Below are 15,970 nucleotides of genomic sequence, written 5' to 3' on the forward strand. Positions count from 1 at the left end.
CAGGCGATGAAGCAATTTCTCTGTTTTTCGGCGCGGATTATCCGTGTCCGCGGCGGATTATCTAGATTCACGCCGGTACGGCTGTGCGCCAGTTACCGCTTTGGGTGCGTAGTCTCGCTTATGAAAAATGTGCCGGCCGTCTTGCAGAACGGCCGGCACGATGCCCTGCTTACGGGCTCAAGTAGCTGCTGAAGCTGGAGTACACATCGGCAAAGCGCGAGTAGTAGTCCGGGTCGCTGGGCGCCGAGCAATACGAAGTACCGCCGTACAGGCCGCCGCGCAGTTGGTAGCTGCCGCCGCTGACGGTGAACAGGCCCGAGCCGGACGAGCCGCCTTCAGTCACGCCGGTGGTCCAGCGTACGCGGTAGAACGGACCCTTGCCGTCGATGCTGCCCGACAGCTGCGTCACGGTGCCCAGCGAATACTTCTTCACGTCGCCGGCAGGATGGTGGATGCCTTCGATCGCGGTGCTGGTGGCTGCGATGGCGCTGCTGCTCCAGCCGGAATAGATCGCACCCGCCGGCGGTGCGGTCTTGAGTTCCAGCAACGCGGTATCGCGCGCGCTGTTGTTATGGCGCAGGAACGCGCCGCCGGTCAGCGTGCGTGCCGAAGAACTCACGGTAGAGCCGTTGCAGGTGGTCACTTCGTAGAACCAGTAGGTCTGCAAGGTGTTCGCCACGGTCTGCGTGCCGATGCAGTGGTTGGCGGTCCAGAACATGTGCTTCTTCGGTGAATTGCTGTTGTTGAGCAAGGTGCCCGTGCACAGGTAGGAGCTGCCGCTCTTGGTGAACACCATGCGCGCGACCGAGTTGGCCGTGCTGCGGAAACCCGACGGCGGGCTGGTGCGGCAGACGATGTCGCGCTCGCAATAGTCGCTGTCGCCGACGGCGCGGCCGATGGTGTTGTCGGTCGAAGCCGGGTTGACGTCGAAATGCGACAGCTGCGGCAGGCGCAGGCCATAGCGCGACAGTTCCTCGCCGGCGGCGACGACCAGCTCCACGCTGAGTGTGTCGCCCTGCACGATCGGCGACCAGTTCAGTTCGCTGCTGCTCAGGTCGGCGCCGTTGATTTCGAAGGTCTGGCCGTCGCCGCCGCGGAAGCGCAGGGTCAGGGCACTGAGGTCGTTGACGCGGCGCTGGCCGGCCGGCGGGCTGAAATCCAGGGCGGCGCGGATTGCGGCGGCGCCGGCGGAGCTCAGCGACAGCTGGGTGCCGCGGCTGCCGTCGGCCAGGGTTTCCCACTGCAGCTTGGTCAGGTCGATGGCCTGGGCATTGGTCTCGCGGCCGTAGGCGACTTCCAGCGGCTCGCCGCGGCGATCCTGCAGGCGGCGGCGTTCGGCCAGCAGGCCGAGTTCTTCGGCCGCCGGTGCGCCGAGGGCCGCAACCGGCAGCGGTGCCACCAGGGTGGCAAAGCGCGCATTGCCGGTACTGGCGTCAGAGGCGCGCGCGGCAACAGGCTCGGAGCCCATTTCGGCGGCGCCGCGAGTCTGGGCGATGGCGGGAATGGCAGACAGCGACAGCAGCGCGGCCACGGCCACGGCAAGATGGTGTGAGCGGATCATGTACGGTATTCCTCCCGGTTGATGTAACGGGCCCCCCGACCCGTGCCGCGGCAATGGCCGCGGCCGCGCCACTGTACGGAGCGGCATGGGCAGCGCACGTTGCGATGCAGCAGTGTTGTCCCGGCGGTACGCAGACGGCTGCGTACGGCTGGCGGCGAAAGTCAGCTGGGCCGCTGGGCGGAGAAAAACGGCTCACGCGATTGTTGGCCGCTGACGCGAAAGTCTATTTCCACTATGTAGATAGTGGCGGCGTTACCGGGCGGCTGCGCCCTCTACACCCGCGTGCCGGCCGGCTGGGCGCGCAGCGGTCATATATCGAGGTGGATATATGACCGCTGCATGCTCTGGCTGGTTTGCACATTTATTTAAAAATAGGGTTGGGTACAAAGTCCGTAATGCCACAGCTGCGGCTGTCGTTGTCCGTAACGTTGCTCGCTGACGTTGCCAATGTGCGGGATGTACAGCCGGATCTGGATTTTTTTATCAAGTGCAGCTGAACCAGGCCGCCTGTGTCGCCCGAGAGCTGCTGCGGGCGCGCTCATGAAGCCTTGCGCGAACAGGAACAGTCATCCAGTCCTGCCCTGCGGGGTTGGGTCGAGATCGTCTAGAAGCGTCGTTCCACTCATGAGCCGCTCGAACATCGTTCGCCGCGTCAGCGCGTCATCGAGCCGGTCCAGAGCGGCCATCAGGTCACCGGCTTCCGCGGTCAGTTCCAGCGCTACTTTCTCGCAGGTTCGCCAAAGCGGTTGCAGTCGTTCGATCAGCGCAAGGCCTGCGTCGGTGAGCATCAGCCTTCGCCGCCGGGCGTCCGAAGGATCGGCTTCGGATACGACAATGCCGGCTTTCTCGAGTGAATTTCGGGTCTGGCTGACCGAAACATGGGTAATCCGCAGCGTCGATGCCAGTTCGCCCACGGTTGCTGGTCCGTTGAGCGCGAGCTGATTCAAAACACCGAACCACCGTTGCTCGAACTGGACTCCCAACGCGGCGTACGCCCGCATGGTGTCGCCGTCGATCGATTCCGACAGCCGTCGCAACCGCGCCCCGATCGCAGCGCCTCCGCAGCTTCGCGTGTAGTCCATGGGTTCGATACCTTCGCCATTCGCGATTGACATTGTGTAGGCGCCTACATAACCATGCAAGCCCATTCATTTGTCGGCAGGCCACACATGACGGACTCCTTCCTGATTCAGCGGCGCCGTTTCCTGGGCGCCGGCCTGATGGCTCTCGCCGCTCCGGCAATTGGCAAGATGGGCGTCCAGCGCAGGACTACCGAAGAACTCGACGCCTACATCGCCAGCGAAATGCGCCGTGCCAACATTCCCGGTCTGGCGCTGGGCCTGGCCCGGGAGGGAACGGTGCGCTTCGTGCAGGCGTATGGCTATGCCGACATCCAGCGGCAGCGCCCGGCGAGCACCGACACCATGTTCCACATCGCCTCGATCACCAAGACGGTGACTGCTACCGCCGTCATGCAGCTGGTCGACGACGGCCGATTGAAGCTCGATGAACCGGTCTCCGGCTATCTCGACTTCCCCCTGGAAAATCCGCATCACCCGGCCGTGCCGATCACGTTCCGTCAGCTGCTGATGCATACCTCGAGTCTTTCCGACGCGAACTACTACGCCATCGATTTTCGCCAGCAAGGCCGCGATGCGACGTTGCCGCTGGCCAGCTTTCTCAAGGACTACCTGGTCCCGGGCGGCCGCACGTATTCCGCAGAAACGTGCTTCTCCAAGGCCGCGCCGGGTTCGGCCTGGGACTACAGCAATGTCGGCTATGCCCTGCTTGGCTATCTCGCCAGCCGTATCGGCAGTCAGGACATGCGCGAGCAGACTCGCGAGCGGATTTTTGCCCCGCTTCGCATGCGTCATACCAGTTGGACGATCAGCGGCACGCCGGAGCCGCTGCGGGCGATACCTTACGATGACGTCGACGGCGCGCTTGCGCCGGTCGAACCCGTCGGCTTTCCTGACTGGTCGGCAGGCATGCTGCGATCCTCCATTGCCGATTTCACACGATTTGTGGCTGCATCCGCGAACGGCGGAATCGCCGAGCGCAACAGGATCGTCAGCGCGCGAAGCATGGCGCAGATGCTCGAGATCAAAACGCCGCCCGAGCTGCCGGACTGGCTGACGGGACAAGGGCTCGGCTGGATGGCCTCCCAGCTGGACGCTGCGGCGATGCCGAATCATTGGGGCGGCGACCCGGGCGTTTTCACGGCCGCCTATATCGACTCCGCAAGCCGCGCCGGCGTCGCCATCTTCACTAACGCGACGGCATCTGCCGAGAGAAGGACGGCCGTGAAAAACATCGCGAGCCGGATGCTGAAGTCCAAAGCGCCTTGATGCAGTAGCCGGGCAAAAACGGCACCCTCCGCGGGCTTCCCGTACGCGTTGGTCGATCCGTCTTGCTGCACGCGGCGCGCGGCAAACGCGGTCGATTTCCTGCCGGCCGGGAACGCCTCTTCGCTCCCGGTTTTTTACACGTGGATAGTGGCCGCGCGCGACAGGGTTTGCGCACAGCAACAACGGCCGAACGGATGATCGCCGCGTCTTGTCAGTGCCGACGCGGCGATCCTACTGGGCTGCGCCGCATTACTCGCCCGGCTGCTTGTACTGCTCGATGCCGCGCTTCTTCTTCTCCGTCGCAACCATCTCGCCCACTTCGGCCAGCAGCTTCTTCGCATCGAACACGATGCCGTCCTTGATGGTGTATTCGACGCCGCCGACGCGGCCCGGCTTGCCGTCGCTGCCCAGGCGGATATGGCCGGTGCCGTAGAGCACCTTGAGGTTGGCCAGCGGGTTTTCCTTGAGCACGGCGATATCGGCCAGCTTGCCCGGCTCCAGCGAACCGAGGCGGTCGGCGGCGCCCAGGGCTTGCGCGCCGTTGAGGGTGGCGGCGCGGATCACTTCCAGCGGATGGAAGCCGGCTTCGCGCAGCAGTTCCAGTTCCTCGATGGTGCCGAAACCGTAAATTTTATAGATGTAGCCAGAATCGCTGCCGACCGTGACGCGGCCGCCGCGGTTCTTGTAGTCGTTGACGAAGGCCATCCAGCGGCGATAGTTGTCGCGCCAGGCGACTTCGTCCTCGGTGCCCCAGTCGAAGAAGAAGCTGCCGTGATGGTCGCGGTTGGGACTGAAGAAATCCCACAGCGCCGGCCAGGTATAGCGGTTATGCCATTCGGCCGTGCGTGCGCGCATGAGGTCGCGGCTGGCCTGGTAGATGGTGAAGGTGGGGTCGATGGTGAAGTCCAGCTGCAGCAGTTCCTTGATCACCGCCTCGTATTTCTCGCTGCCTTTTTCCGCCGCCTGCGCCCACAGGCGGCCGGCCTGGCCGAAGCGGTGGGCTTCGTTGCTGTAGTTGTAGTCGGCCGGGTAGTCCTGCACGGTCTGGCCGTCGAACAGGGCTTCGGGCAGGCCGTACCAGTGTTCCATCGAGGTGAGGCCCCAGCGCGCGGTCGTCAGCACGTTGACCCGCGACACGTCGAGCTGGGCGTGATGGCAGGCGCTGCGCATGCCCTGCTTGGCCAGTTCCTCGAACGCGGCCTGCAGCACTTCGGGACGGTAGCCGAAGCACTTCATGCCCACGGCGCCTTTCTTCTTCATCTCGCGCACCCATTCCCGCGCCTGCTCCGGCGTGGTCATGGGCTGGTCGCGGCCCATGCCGAAATAGGCGTAGGGAAAAATGCGCGGCGCGGTGATGGCATTGGCTTCGCTGCGCCGGGTTTCCTTGACGCACCAGTCGATGCCGTTGCCGCAGGCCGGATCGCGCACCGTGGTGATGCCATGGGCCATCCATAATTTGTATACATAGTCGGCGCTGACGGCCTGCTCGTCGCCGCCGATATGGCCGTGCATGTCGATAATGCCGGGCATGACGTAGTGGCCGGCCAGGTCCATCTCGCGGCCGCCGGGCTTGAGCTTGGGACGGTCTTCCGGCTTGATCGACTGGATGTCGGCGCCGACCATGCGGATCTCGCGGATATGGTTGCCTTCGATGACGATGTCGGCCGGCCCGAAGGCCGGGCTGCCGGTGCCGTTGATCACGTTGACCCCGCGCAGGATCAGCTGCGTATACGGGCCGTCGCCTTCGTGGCGGTCGGCGCCCGGGGCGATGGCGGCCATGGCCGGTGCGGCCAGCAGGGAGGCAAGAGCAAGCAGCAGTCGATTCATCGGAACTCCGCGGGCACGGGCCGCCGATGCAGGCTGCACCGGGACGGGACGGCACATGAGGCGATGCCGCCGCCTATGCTCGCACGTGCCGGATGTCATGGCTTGGCGTATGCCCGCAGGCAGGCTGCAACGCAGGGTGCGATGAGCGCAGCGACTTGCACCGCAAGGCGTTGCCGGCGCCTGTGTCCCTGTCGCGCGCGGCGCAATTCGCTGGCGCTCATCGGCGCCCTACGGAACTGGGTTTACTGGCGCACCAGTTCGACGCGGCGGTTCCTGGCGCGGCCGGCTTCGTCGTCGTTGGACGCGACCGGTTCGGCCGCGCCGGCGCCGCGCGCGCTCAGGCGGGCGGCGGCGACGGCGTAGTCGCGCGTCAATGCCGCGACGACCGCCGTGGCACGGCGGCGCGACAGGTCCTGGTTGTAGTCGCTGCCGCCCTTGGCATCGGTATGGCCGACGATGGACAGGCGCAGTTGCGGCTCGGCCTGCAACAGGCGCGCGACTTCGTCGAGGGTCGGTTTGGAATCGGCGCGGATGCTGTCGCGGTCGAAATCGAACTGGATGCCGTACAGGCTGATGCGGCCGGACGATTCGATGCTGCGGCGCATTTCCTCGGCACCGACGAAGCTGATCTTGTCGGTCGCCATGGCCTTGGTCTCGACCACGCGGATGATGGCGAGGTTGCCGCGGTCCTTGTCTTCGGCGATGGACAGGCTGACGTAGACCTGCTTGCCGTCCTGGTCCAGCCGCGCCAGCAGGTAGCGCGCGTTGAGGTCGAAATAGTTGCGGATGAAGTCGCCGTCGAGGCGCGGCAGTTCGGGCGCGGCATCCAGCGCCAGGGCGAAATCGTAGGGCGCATTGTTGCTGTTGCTGCGGCCGGGAATGTTCACATAGCAGCTACTGTCGGAAGTTGCACAAGTGAATATGGTCTTGAAGCCCTTGCCCTGCAGGCTGCTCTGGTAATTGCGCAGTACTTCCAGGCTGGAGCGGCCGGCGGGCAGGCGGTAGTAGTAGAGGTCGGTCTTGCCTTCCAGCTTGAGCCAGCCCGGCATGGCCGGGCCACGTCCGCTGCCGCCGATGGGCTCGTTGATCAGTTCGACTTCGTCGAATTCGCTGGAATAGTGGCCGACCTGCCTGGCGCCTTCGTAATGGCCGACCAGGGGATGGTCCTGTGCCAGGGCCAGGCTGCTGCCTGCGGCAGCGAGCAGTCCGATCAGCCAGTGCAGTACACGATTCGCGCGCATGAATTTCTCCTTGGCCCGCCTGGATCAGGGAAAAAACAACGCCCGCGGGCAAGGCGCAGCAAGGAAACGCGAAAGCGCCCCGGCGTGTGCCACGCGCCGGCACGGGGCGGTAAAACGCAAACGCCCCGGACAGTGCCGGGGCGAGAGAAAAGCGTCGTGCAAGTGCATCGCGAGGCCAAGAGGCGGACTGACCTCGCCCCCCGCCCCTCTCCTCCCGGCGGTGGAACCGGAAGGAGAGGGGCGCCAGGCCGCGCCATCCCGAGAGTGCGGAGCAGACCTGGCCCGGTGCTGCGGCAGTCTGATGACTACCGCATCACCTCAACGTGCCGCGTTGCTGTTCATGGTCGCATTGCGCGACGCATCCAGGTACTGGGCCGGATCGCGCATGCCGCTGGTATGGCACTGGCCGGTGGTATGGCCGCGGTTGACGCCGCCGCTGAGCTGGCCGTTGGCCTGCTCGGTGGTGCCGTCTTCCGGATCGCTCAGCACCAGGTCGGTGGCGATCTGGCAGTAGTCGTTGGTCCACCAGTTGGTGGTGCGGAAGGCCGTGGTGTAGTAGTTCACCTTGGCGCGGCGCGAGTTCGGAATGCCGGCCAGCCAGGCCGCGGCGCCGTTGTAGCTGAGGTTGTCGTTGGTGCCGCAGCCGACACCGAACCACGAGCCCAGCGTGGCCAGGATGCCGGCCAGGTTGGTGCCCTTGTACGGCGTGCCGACCGACTGCATCAGGCGTGCGCCGGTGGCGTTGTCCAGGCCGCTCCAGTAATACGTATACAAATGCAGTGCGGCGGCGCCGCCCTGGCTGTGGGCAACCGTGCCGAACGAGTTCCAGGTGCTGCCGAAGGTCTGCAGCAGGCGGGCGAACTGGTCGTGGCTGCGGTTCTGGTTGACGTCGAGGAAGCTGGACGCGGTGCTGAACTGCGACGCCGGCCAGACGCCGCCGGAACAGTAGCCGTGTACCAGCAGCAGGCGCTGGCCTACGCCTTCGCTGATGCGTTCGGCGGCCGGACGCGGGCCTACCGTCATGGCCTCGTCGATGGTGCGCGGCGCGGCCGGCGCCTTGAATTTCTCCGGCATCTGCAAGGCCATGCGCGAGGCGCCGGCCAGGGTGACGAAGTGATCGGCGTCTTCGATGCGCAGGTCGCGCAGTTCGAACGGTCCCTGCGCCTTGCTGGCGGAGATCCAGCGCGGGTCGAGGCTCAGGCTGAGCTTGCCGGCCGCCGGCGTGACCATGCCGCTGACCCAGGCCACCGGCGCTTCGGCGCCGCGGCTGTCGCGGCCCCAGACCTGGGCAAAGGCGCGGTAGTGCTGGCTGACGCGGGTGATCTGCACCACCGGCACGTCGATGGACAGGCGGCCGTTGTCGGTCGCATGCACTTCGACCAGGGATTCGAGATTGCTCAGGTGCAAGGTGTCGTCGACCACCGGCAATACATGCTCGGCGGTGCGCAGCACGTCGACGCCGTCGCGGTTGGCGCCGCGGGCCTGTACCTGGGCGACATAGTTGCCGCTCATCTCGGCGCGGAAGCCGGCGCCGTAGACGCCGTCGCCGGCAATGCCGTCGGCATGCTGGCCGTCGTCGAACATCGGGTAGCTCTTGATGCTGCCGTCGGGCGCGGTGACGCGCAGCTGGGCCGTGGCGATGCGGGCGGCGGCCGGTGTCAGCGTGTCGCTGGCGCCGTCGTTGCTGGTCAGGGTGGCGACCACGTCGAGCTGCTGGCCGACAATCTGGCGCCGGTGCGCCGGATACGACATCAGCTCGGTGCGCTTGTCGCCTTCGATCAGCAGGAAGCCGCCGCCGGCGCGTGCAGCGGCGCTGTCGACGCGCACCTGCCAGCTACCGTTTTCCAGGCCTTCCAGGGCGTAGTAATTGGCCGGCACGCTGGCCTGCTCGATGCCGAAGCGGGTACTGCGCGCAGCTTCGGCAAGCTGCTGCGACAACACCTGGCGGCCCGAAGGCGCCGTCATCTGCAGCTGCCAGTCGCTGGCCGTGGCAGGGGAAAAGGTCAGGAAGCGCACCCGGCCGTTCTCGACCGGAATCTCGCCGCGCCAGTTGCCGCTTTCGTTCAATTCCACCGGCATCAGCGCGCTGTGCGAAAACACCGCCGCGTCGGCCGGGGCGGGCACGCGCAGTTGCGCGAATTCCTCGGGCGGACCGGACAGCTGCTTGGGAACCGGCTCGGTAGCGGCCTGCACCAGCGGTGCGGCGAACAGCAAGGCAGAAACAACGGCCAACGTCAGGGGACTTCTGGTCACGGTTTTCCCTCCCAGGAACTGTGATCTTGTGGAATTGGGTGGTCAGGTCTTGCGTATTACCCCAGGCAAATGACTCCGGCGAGACGGAGCTGAACGAGTACCGTACTCAAACGCTCGTTTGATGCACGCCGCGGTGCAGCAAAAAGTGTACAGCGCGGCGGCCGGCAGGGCTGTTGTGTCCGCTGCCGGCCACAATGAGTGGCGAGGGCTGGCAGGGTCAGGGTGTCTTGCCGGCTTTTTCCCGCGCCAGCCGTGCGTCGAGTTTTTCCCGTGCGGCCTGAGCATAGCGCTGGCAGCTGCTGCGATCGATAAACGGATCGGGCTGCGCGCCGGCTGCCCGCCGCGCGAGCCTGGCGTCGATCTCGGCAAAGCCCGGGTGTACCGGAATCAGTATGTCGCAGGGCAGCTGGGCGACGAGGTCGATGCTGTGGCGAAAAAGGTCGGCGATACCCGGCTTGCCGGCATTGCCGCTGAAGCGGAACGTGTCGTCGGAGACGGCATTGAGGCTGTCCGCATAGACCAGGTCCAGGCAGGCCGGTGCCGACTCAGTCGCCGCGGTTTCGTCGCAGGCCTGCCAGGTCCAGCTGGTGGCGCCGGGCGTATGGCCAGGCGTGTAGTGCGCCGTGATCGCCAGCTTGCCCAGGCGCACGCTTTCGCCGTCGGCGACGCTGCGCACCGTCGCGACTTTCGGAAAGCTGTTCGCCTTGGCGCCGAAGCCGGCCTGCGGGTCGTCGGCCGGCGCGGTACCTGCCTGCAGCGCCTGCGCACTGCGTTCGCTGGCCAGTACTTCTGCGCCGCTGGCGCGGGCCAGCGCGGCCACGCCGCCGACATGGTCGTAGTGCGCATGCGACACGGCGATCAGCTTGATCTGGTCGAGGCGAAAACCGAGTTTTTCGATATTCGCGGCAATCAGCGGCGCCGATTCGGCGACGCCGCCGTCGAGCAGGATCAGCCCGTCGGGCGAGGCGATCAGTACGGCCGACAAACCCGTGGTGCCCACATACCAGCTATTGCCGAACAGGCGGAACGGCGCCTGCGGCTGGTTCCATTCGGCGCACTGGCTGCAGTTCTTGGGCGGGTCGGGGACGAGTTCGGCGGCGCTCAGCGATGTTGCGGCTGCAAAGAGAGCAAACGCGGCAAGACGGGGGAGATGCATGGACGGATTCCGGTAGCGGCGGGCGACGCCGACCATGCCCGCCAGGGCTGGCGTTGCCGGGGCGCAGATATGGCGAAGTTATGCCGCGCGGCGGTGTTGCTCAATGCCGCGGTACTTGCTCCGGTGCCGTGGCCTCTGCCGCAACGACGCGATTGCGACCGGCGTATTTGCCTTCGTACAAGGCGAAATCGGCGCGGGCCAGGGTTTCTTCCACCGGTTCGGCCGGCAACATGGTGGCCACGCCCAGGGTTGCACTCAGCGTCAGGAACTTGCCACCGACCAGCGGCGGCAGATTGAGCACGCGCTGGCGGATGCGTTCGGCGACCAGGCGTGCGCTGTCCAGGTCGGTGTGCGGCAGCAGCAGCAGGAATTCCTCGCCGCCCCAGCGGCCGACGCGGTCGGCGCTGCGCAGTTCTACCTGCAGTATCTGGGCGATATGCCGCAGCACGGCGTCGCCGCTGGCATGGCCGTAGCTGTCGTTGATGCGCTTGAAGTGATCCAGGTCGAACAGCAGCAGCGACAGCGGATAGCCGTGGCGGCGGCTGTCGGAGGCCGCTTCCAGGGTTGCGGCCTGGATGCGGCGCCGGTTGGCCAGGCCGGTCAGCGCGTCGGTGGAGGCGTGCTGTTCCAGTTCGTATTGCAGCCCGGTGGCGATGCGGAAGTAGTGCATGACCAGGCCGGCCAGCAGGCAGGCCAGCACGCCGAGATTGATCGCGCGCAGCACCGAAATCAGGTAGGGGCTGAGCGTGGTCATGCCCTGTACGCTGATCTGCTTGTCCAGATACACCAGCAGCAGGGCATGCAGCAGCATCAGCAGCCATTTCATCGTATAGCCGATGCGTCCGCTGATCGCGATAAAAGGGAAAAAGCTAATAAGCAGGAAATGGAAGCCGGCCTCGCGGCCGAAATGCAGCGCGAAATACACCACGGCGGCATCGATGATGCAGACAAAGCCGAACAAGCTGGCACAGAACACGCCGAACGGGCGCTGTGCCGACAGCAGCGAGTGGAACGGCAGGCAGGCCAGGGTGAATATCAGCGTTGCCTGCCAGACGGGCTCGCCCAGGCCGAGAAAGACCAGGCTGTGGATCAGGCCGACGGCGATGGCCATCAGTACGGCGCGCTGCATCATCATGCGGAAGATGGTGCGGACGAACGGCGTGTCGGATTCGTGCTCGCCGGCCGCCTCGTCGGCAACAGCATTTGCGTTGTCCTGCGGCGGGCAGCGGCGGGTCACGCGTGGCGAAGGCATCGCCGGAGAATCCTGGGCAAAACGAGTGGCGCTCATGTGGCGTGGCATTCCGCGGCGCAGCCGGCCGTAGTGTTGCGGCCGCTTTCTGCGTCTCTCCCTGAGGCAGCCCTGTGCTTCCGCCCAGGGGCCGCCAGCATGATGCCGCGGCAGGGTCACCATAGCGCGGTTAGGCAGCGATTAATTCCGCCGAATAGAGGTTTTACAGTTGCTGAGATTCCGGCGCTTTTTTCAACGAACCATGGCGATTTTTTTACAAATTAAGCGTGTATTTGTTACAGCGCGCCACGCCGCGCGCGTCGGTAGGTGGGGGTACGCCGCAGGCCGCACTCCCACATCGAGGTATTGCACCATCGAGCAACGCATGCCGAAGAAAAATGCCGGCCAGACGAAATGCCTGCAAAAGCGCCGCTTCGGCGCTCGCCTTCGCGGTCAGGCCCTTCCTTCGGCACTCGCCTTTTTGCGGCGAGTGCATAGTGATGCCGGGGTGCGCCTGCGGCTTACCCCAGCCTACCTTGCCGTGTTCGCTCAGGCGTTGACGCTGGCCATGCCGGCGGCGGGGTAGCGCGTACCGGCGACGGCATGCGACTGCAGCACGGCGGCGATCGCGGCGAGTTCGCCCGCATCGAGACGAATCTGCGCCGCTGCGATATTTTCGTCCAGCCGGCCGATTTTGCGTGTTCCGGGAATCGGCACTATGTCATTGCCCTGGTGCAGCAGCCAGGCCAGTGCCAGCTGTGCCGGCGTGCAACCGCGCTTTTCTGCCAGCGCAGCCACGGCGGCCACCAGGCGCCGGTTGGTATCCACATTCTCATCGTGGAAACGTGGATTATTGCGCCGCCAGTCACCGGCGGCGAGTGCGTTCGCGTCGGCGATGGCGCCGGTGAGAAAGCCGCGGCCCAGCGGGCTGTATGCGACGAAGCCGATGCCCAGTTCGCGGCAGGCAATCAGCGCATCTTGTTCCACCTCGCGCGTCCACAGCGAGTACTCGCTCTGCAGCGCGGCGATTGGATGTACCGCATGGGCGCGGCGGATGCTGTTGCCATTGGCCTCGGACAGGCCCAGATATTTCACCTTGCCAGCGTCGACCAGGCGCGCCATCGCGCCGACGGTTTCCTCGATCGGCACGTTCGGATCGACGCGGTGCTGGTAGTACAGGTCGATCTGTTCCACACCGAGCCGGCGCAGGCTGGCATCGCAGGCCTTGGCCACATAGGCCGGGCTGCCGTCGATGCCCAGCACGCTGCCGTCGGCCGCGCGCACCACCGCGAACTTGGTCGCCAGCACGATCTCGTCGCGCCGTGTGCGCAGCAGCGTGGCGAGCAGTTCCTCGTTGCGGCCGACGCCGTACATGTCGGCGGTATCGAGGAAATCGAGTCCCTGGTCGAGGGCATGGTTGAGCACGGCGAGGTTTTCCGCCGCGTCACTGGGGCCGTAGAAATCCGACATGCCCATGCAGCCCAGGCCGAGCGCGGAAACGGTCAGGCCCTGGCGGCCCAGGGAACGGCGAGGGAGCGAAGGCGTCATGGGGCGATCCTCGATACAGGGGTGGGCAGCATAGGCAGGGCAGGCCTGCCGGGCTTAGATCAAAGCTGCTGCAAACTTGCCCGATCCTGCAGGCCTCCGCCGCAGCCGCTTCCCGCGCGGGCGAGCCGCCGCATAATCAGCTCCATCGAAATTCCGAGCCAGGCCGATGACATTTGCCAACAACCCGACCCCGGTCGCGCATCTGGACAACCATGCGCCGCAACGCGAGCTGGCTGCCCGGATTGCCCGATTGACACCGCAGGACGGCATCCATCGCAGCGCCATCGAGGCCTTGTGCCTGATCCGCGCCTCGGCGCCGTCGCAGCCCTTGCCGTCGGTCTACCAGCCCAGCCTCTGCGTCGTGGTACAGGGGCGCAAGCAGGCGCGGCTGGGCGAGGAAGTCTTCGTCTACGACGCGCTCAATTATCTTGTCGTGTCGGTCACCTTGCCGATGATCGGCCAGATCATCGAAGCCACCGCCGCGCAGCCCTACCTGTGCCTGCGCATCGACCTCGACCTGCGTGCGATCGGCGAACTGGTGCTGCAGGCGGCGCCGCCGCCGCCGCCGCGCGCCATAGACCGCGGCCTGTTCCTGGCGCGCACCGAGGCGCCGCTGCTGGACGCGCTGCTGCGGCTGGTGCGCCTGCTCGATACGCCGGCGGAAATCGGCGTGCTGGCGCCGCTGGTGCTGCGCGAGATCAGCTACCGCGTACTGCATGGCGAACTGGGCCACCGCCTGCGCGATCTCGCCGTCAGCGACGGCAACAGCCAGCGCGTAGGCCGTGCCATCGACCTGCTCAAGGCGCGCTATGCGGAAAACCTCAGCATCGAGGAGATCGCCGACAGCGTGCACATGAGCGCCTCGGCACTGCATCACCGCTTCAAGGCCGTCACCAGTTTCTCGCCGCTGCAGTTCCAGAAAAGCCTGCGCCTGCACGAGGCGCGCCGGCTGATGCTGAGCGAAGGGCTGGAAGCGGCCGTGGCGGCGCACCGGGTCGGCTACGAAAGCGCCTCGCAGTTCAGCCGTGAGTATCGCCGCCTGTTCGGCGCACCGCCGCGGCGGGAAATCGTCGCCTTGCGTCTGCTATCCGCCGCCGGGGCGGATTGAGTTTCCGCCGCGGCACCCCACGCTTGCACTCCCTCATCGGAGTACTGCCATGGATACCCTGCACGCCGTCACCCCCCGGCTGTTGTTAATCGGCGCCAGCGGCACGCTGGGGCGCGCCGTGGCGGCCGAACTGGGCCAGCGGCACGACCTGATCACCGCCGGACGCAACAGCGGCGACTTGCGCCTTGACCTGACCGATGCCGTGTCGATCCGCGCCGCCCTGGCCCAGGCCGGACCGCTGGACGCCGTCGTCTGTGCGGCGGGAAATGTGCATTTTGCGCCTTTGCTGGAAATGTCGGCGGCGCAGTGGAATATCGGTCTGGCGGACAAGCTCATGGGCCAGGTCAATCTGAGCCTGCTTGCCGCGGAATACCTGCGCGACGGCGGTTCCATCACCCTGACCGGCGGCATCCTCGCCGAGCAGCCGATCCGCCAGGGCGCTTCCGCCGCGCTGGTCAACGGCGGCCTGGAGTCGTTCGTACGCGCCGCGGCCATCGAACTGCCCCGCGGCCTGCGCATCAACCTGGTCAGCCCCAACGTGCTTACCGAGGCCATGCCGGCGTATGCGCCGTACTTTCGCGGCTTCGAGCCGGTCAGCGGCGCGCGCTCGGCGCTGGCCTACAGCCGCAGCGTGGAAGGCGCGCAGACCGGGCAGATCTACCGCGTGCACTGACGCCCGTTTTCAGGCCTGGGCCGGCGCGGTCGCGCTGGCCGGCGTTTCGCGCCAGATCATGTAGACGTCCGAGCGGCTGTAGTGCGAATCCGGCTTGAGCGTGGGCTGGTGTTCGAAGCCCATGCTCAGGTACAGGTTCAGCGCCGGCGTCAGCTTGGTGCTGGATTCGAGAAACAGCGTCTTGCCCTGGCGCTGGCGGAAAACCTCGATCGCGCGCGCCAGCAGGCGGCGGCCTACGCCCAGGCCCTGGTGGCTTTCGTCCACCGCCATCTTGGTCAGCTCGAATACGCCAGGCGACTCCACCTTCAGCGCACAGGTGCCGACGACCTGCTCGCCCAGCAGCGCAAACAGTACCTCGCCGCCGCCGGCGAGGATTTCCTGTTCCGGCTGCGACAGCACGCGGTGGTCGATCTCTTCCAGATAGAAATACTTGCGCAGCCAGTCCGCATTGAGGCGGTAGAAATGCTCGCGCAGCGCGGCATCGAAATCGACTACGCGCAGATTGGCCCGGTCGCTGGCCTGGCAGCGCGCGGCAATCGCCGGCGCGAGATCGGCGCCGATCAGGGCTTCGAACGTGCTCAGGGTCTGCAGCATGTCGATGCCGGCGGCGGCGCAGCGCTGCTCCAGTTCCTGCACGATGGCCTGCCAGGCCGGCCTGGCCTGGCGTATCGCCTCGCGCGAACGTTCGCCCAGGCTGAGGCAGCGCCGGCGCCGGTCGGCCGGGTCGTCGACCACCTCCAGCCAGCCTTCGGTGACGAGCCTGTCGGCCAGCTGGCTCACCGCCGAATGGGTCTGCCCAATCTGCGCCGCAATGCTGCCGACGCTCTGCGGCCCCTGGTCGTGCAGCAGGCGCAGCAGCGGAAACCAGCGCCCCTGCAGGCCCAGGCCGCGCAGCCGGTAGACCTCGTCGGCCAGGGCATACAACTGTTCGCTGATCGCGCGCAGGCGGCTGCCCAGGGCGAGCAGGCCATAGTCGGCAAGAGCGTGCATGGTCGTATCCAAGGTATTTACGTAAGTACTAACATAA

Annotated in this window: 12 protein-coding genes; 3 read left to right on the top strand and 9 right to left on the bottom strand. The window is 66.1% G+C overall.

The features are described 5' to 3' along the window. Positions 1 to 169: 169 nt before the first annotated feature. Together DFR29_RS14885 and DFR29_RS14890 are read right to left on the bottom strand one after the other, a co-directional pair. Positions 170 to 1,561: a trypsin-like serine peptidase gene (locus DFR29_RS14885; protein ID WP_133819407.1), complete on the bottom strand. Its 1,392-nt coding sequence runs from the start codon at positions 1,559 to 1,561 to the stop codon at positions 170 to 172. Positions 1,562 to 2,127: 566 nt separating this feature from the next. Then, on the bottom strand, positions 2,128 to 2,643 hold the full coding sequence (locus DFR29_RS14890; RefSeq protein ID WP_243746062.1) for a MarR family winged helix-turn-helix transcriptional regulator: 516 nt from the start codon (positions 2,641 to 2,643) through the stop codon (positions 2,128 to 2,130). A gap of 87 nt (positions 2,644 to 2,730) precedes the next feature. Here DFR29_RS14890 and DFR29_RS14895 point away from each other — a divergent pair, with 87 nt between their 5' ends. Continuing rightward, a complete protein-coding gene (locus tag DFR29_RS14895) occupies positions 2,731 to 3,909 on the top strand; it encodes a serine hydrolase domain-containing protein (protein ID WP_133819409.1) in 1,179 nt (392 codons plus the stop codon). A gap of 249 nt (positions 3,910 to 4,158) precedes the next feature. Here DFR29_RS14895 and DFR29_RS14900 read toward each other — a convergent pair whose 3' ends face one another. The 6 genes from DFR29_RS14900 to DFR29_RS14925 form a co-directional block, all read right to left on the bottom strand. Then, on the bottom strand, positions 4,159 to 5,736 hold the full coding sequence (locus DFR29_RS14900) for an amidohydrolase family protein (protein ID WP_133819410.1): 1,578 nt from the start codon (positions 5,734 to 5,736) through the stop codon (positions 4,159 to 4,161). 242 nt (positions 5,737 to 5,978) lie between these two features. Then, a complete protein-coding gene (locus tag DFR29_RS14905; RefSeq protein WP_133819411.1) occupies positions 5,979 to 6,977 on the bottom strand; it encodes an OmpA family protein in 999 nt (332 codons plus the stop codon). A gap of 318 nt (positions 6,978 to 7,295) precedes the next feature. Next, on the bottom strand, positions 7,296 to 9,230 hold the full coding sequence (locus DFR29_RS14910) for a choice-of-anchor X domain-containing protein (protein WP_133819412.1): 1,935 nt from the start codon (positions 9,228 to 9,230) through the stop codon (positions 7,296 to 7,298). Between the two features lie 217 nt (positions 9,231 to 9,447). After that, entirely contained in the window at positions 9,448 to 10,386 is a 939-nt protein-coding gene (bla, locus tag DFR29_RS14915) for a subclass B3 metallo-beta-lactamase (RefSeq protein WP_166654105.1), read from the bottom strand. 100 nt (positions 10,387 to 10,486) lie between these two features. Next, entirely contained in the window at positions 10,487 to 11,674 is a 1,188-nt protein-coding gene (locus DFR29_RS14920) for a GGDEF domain-containing protein (RefSeq protein WP_166654106.1), read from the bottom strand. A gap of 489 nt (positions 11,675 to 12,163) precedes the next feature. Beyond that, a complete protein-coding gene (locus DFR29_RS14925) occupies positions 12,164 to 13,162 on the bottom strand; it encodes an aldo/keto reductase (protein WP_133819415.1) in 999 nt (332 codons plus the stop codon). Between the two features lie 166 nt (positions 13,163 to 13,328). Here DFR29_RS14925 and DFR29_RS14930 point away from each other — a divergent pair, with 166 nt between their 5' ends. Together DFR29_RS14930 and DFR29_RS14935 are read left to right on the top strand one after the other, a co-directional pair. Continuing rightward, a complete protein-coding gene (locus DFR29_RS14930; protein WP_133819416.1) occupies positions 13,329 to 14,270 on the top strand; it encodes an AraC family transcriptional regulator in 942 nt (313 codons plus the stop codon). Between the two features lie 49 nt (positions 14,271 to 14,319). After that, entirely contained in the window at positions 14,320 to 14,943 is a 624-nt protein-coding gene (locus DFR29_RS14935; protein ID WP_133819417.1) for a short chain dehydrogenase, read from the top strand. A gap of 9 nt (positions 14,944 to 14,952) precedes the next feature. Here the strand turns inward: DFR29_RS14935 and DFR29_RS14940 are convergent, their stop codons facing one another. Then, positions 14,953 to 15,933, bottom strand: coding sequence for a bifunctional helix-turn-helix transcriptional regulator/GNAT family N-acetyltransferase (locus DFR29_RS14940; protein WP_133819418.1), 981 nt, complete (start codon positions 15,931 to 15,933; stop codon positions 14,953 to 14,955). Between the last annotated feature and the right edge of the window lie 37 nt (positions 15,934 to 15,970).

The sequence above is a fragment of the Tahibacter aquaticus genome (assembly GCF_004363655.1).
Classification (GTDB): Bacteria; Pseudomonadota; Gammaproteobacteria; order Xanthomonadales; family Rhodanobacteraceae; genus Tahibacter; species Tahibacter aquaticus.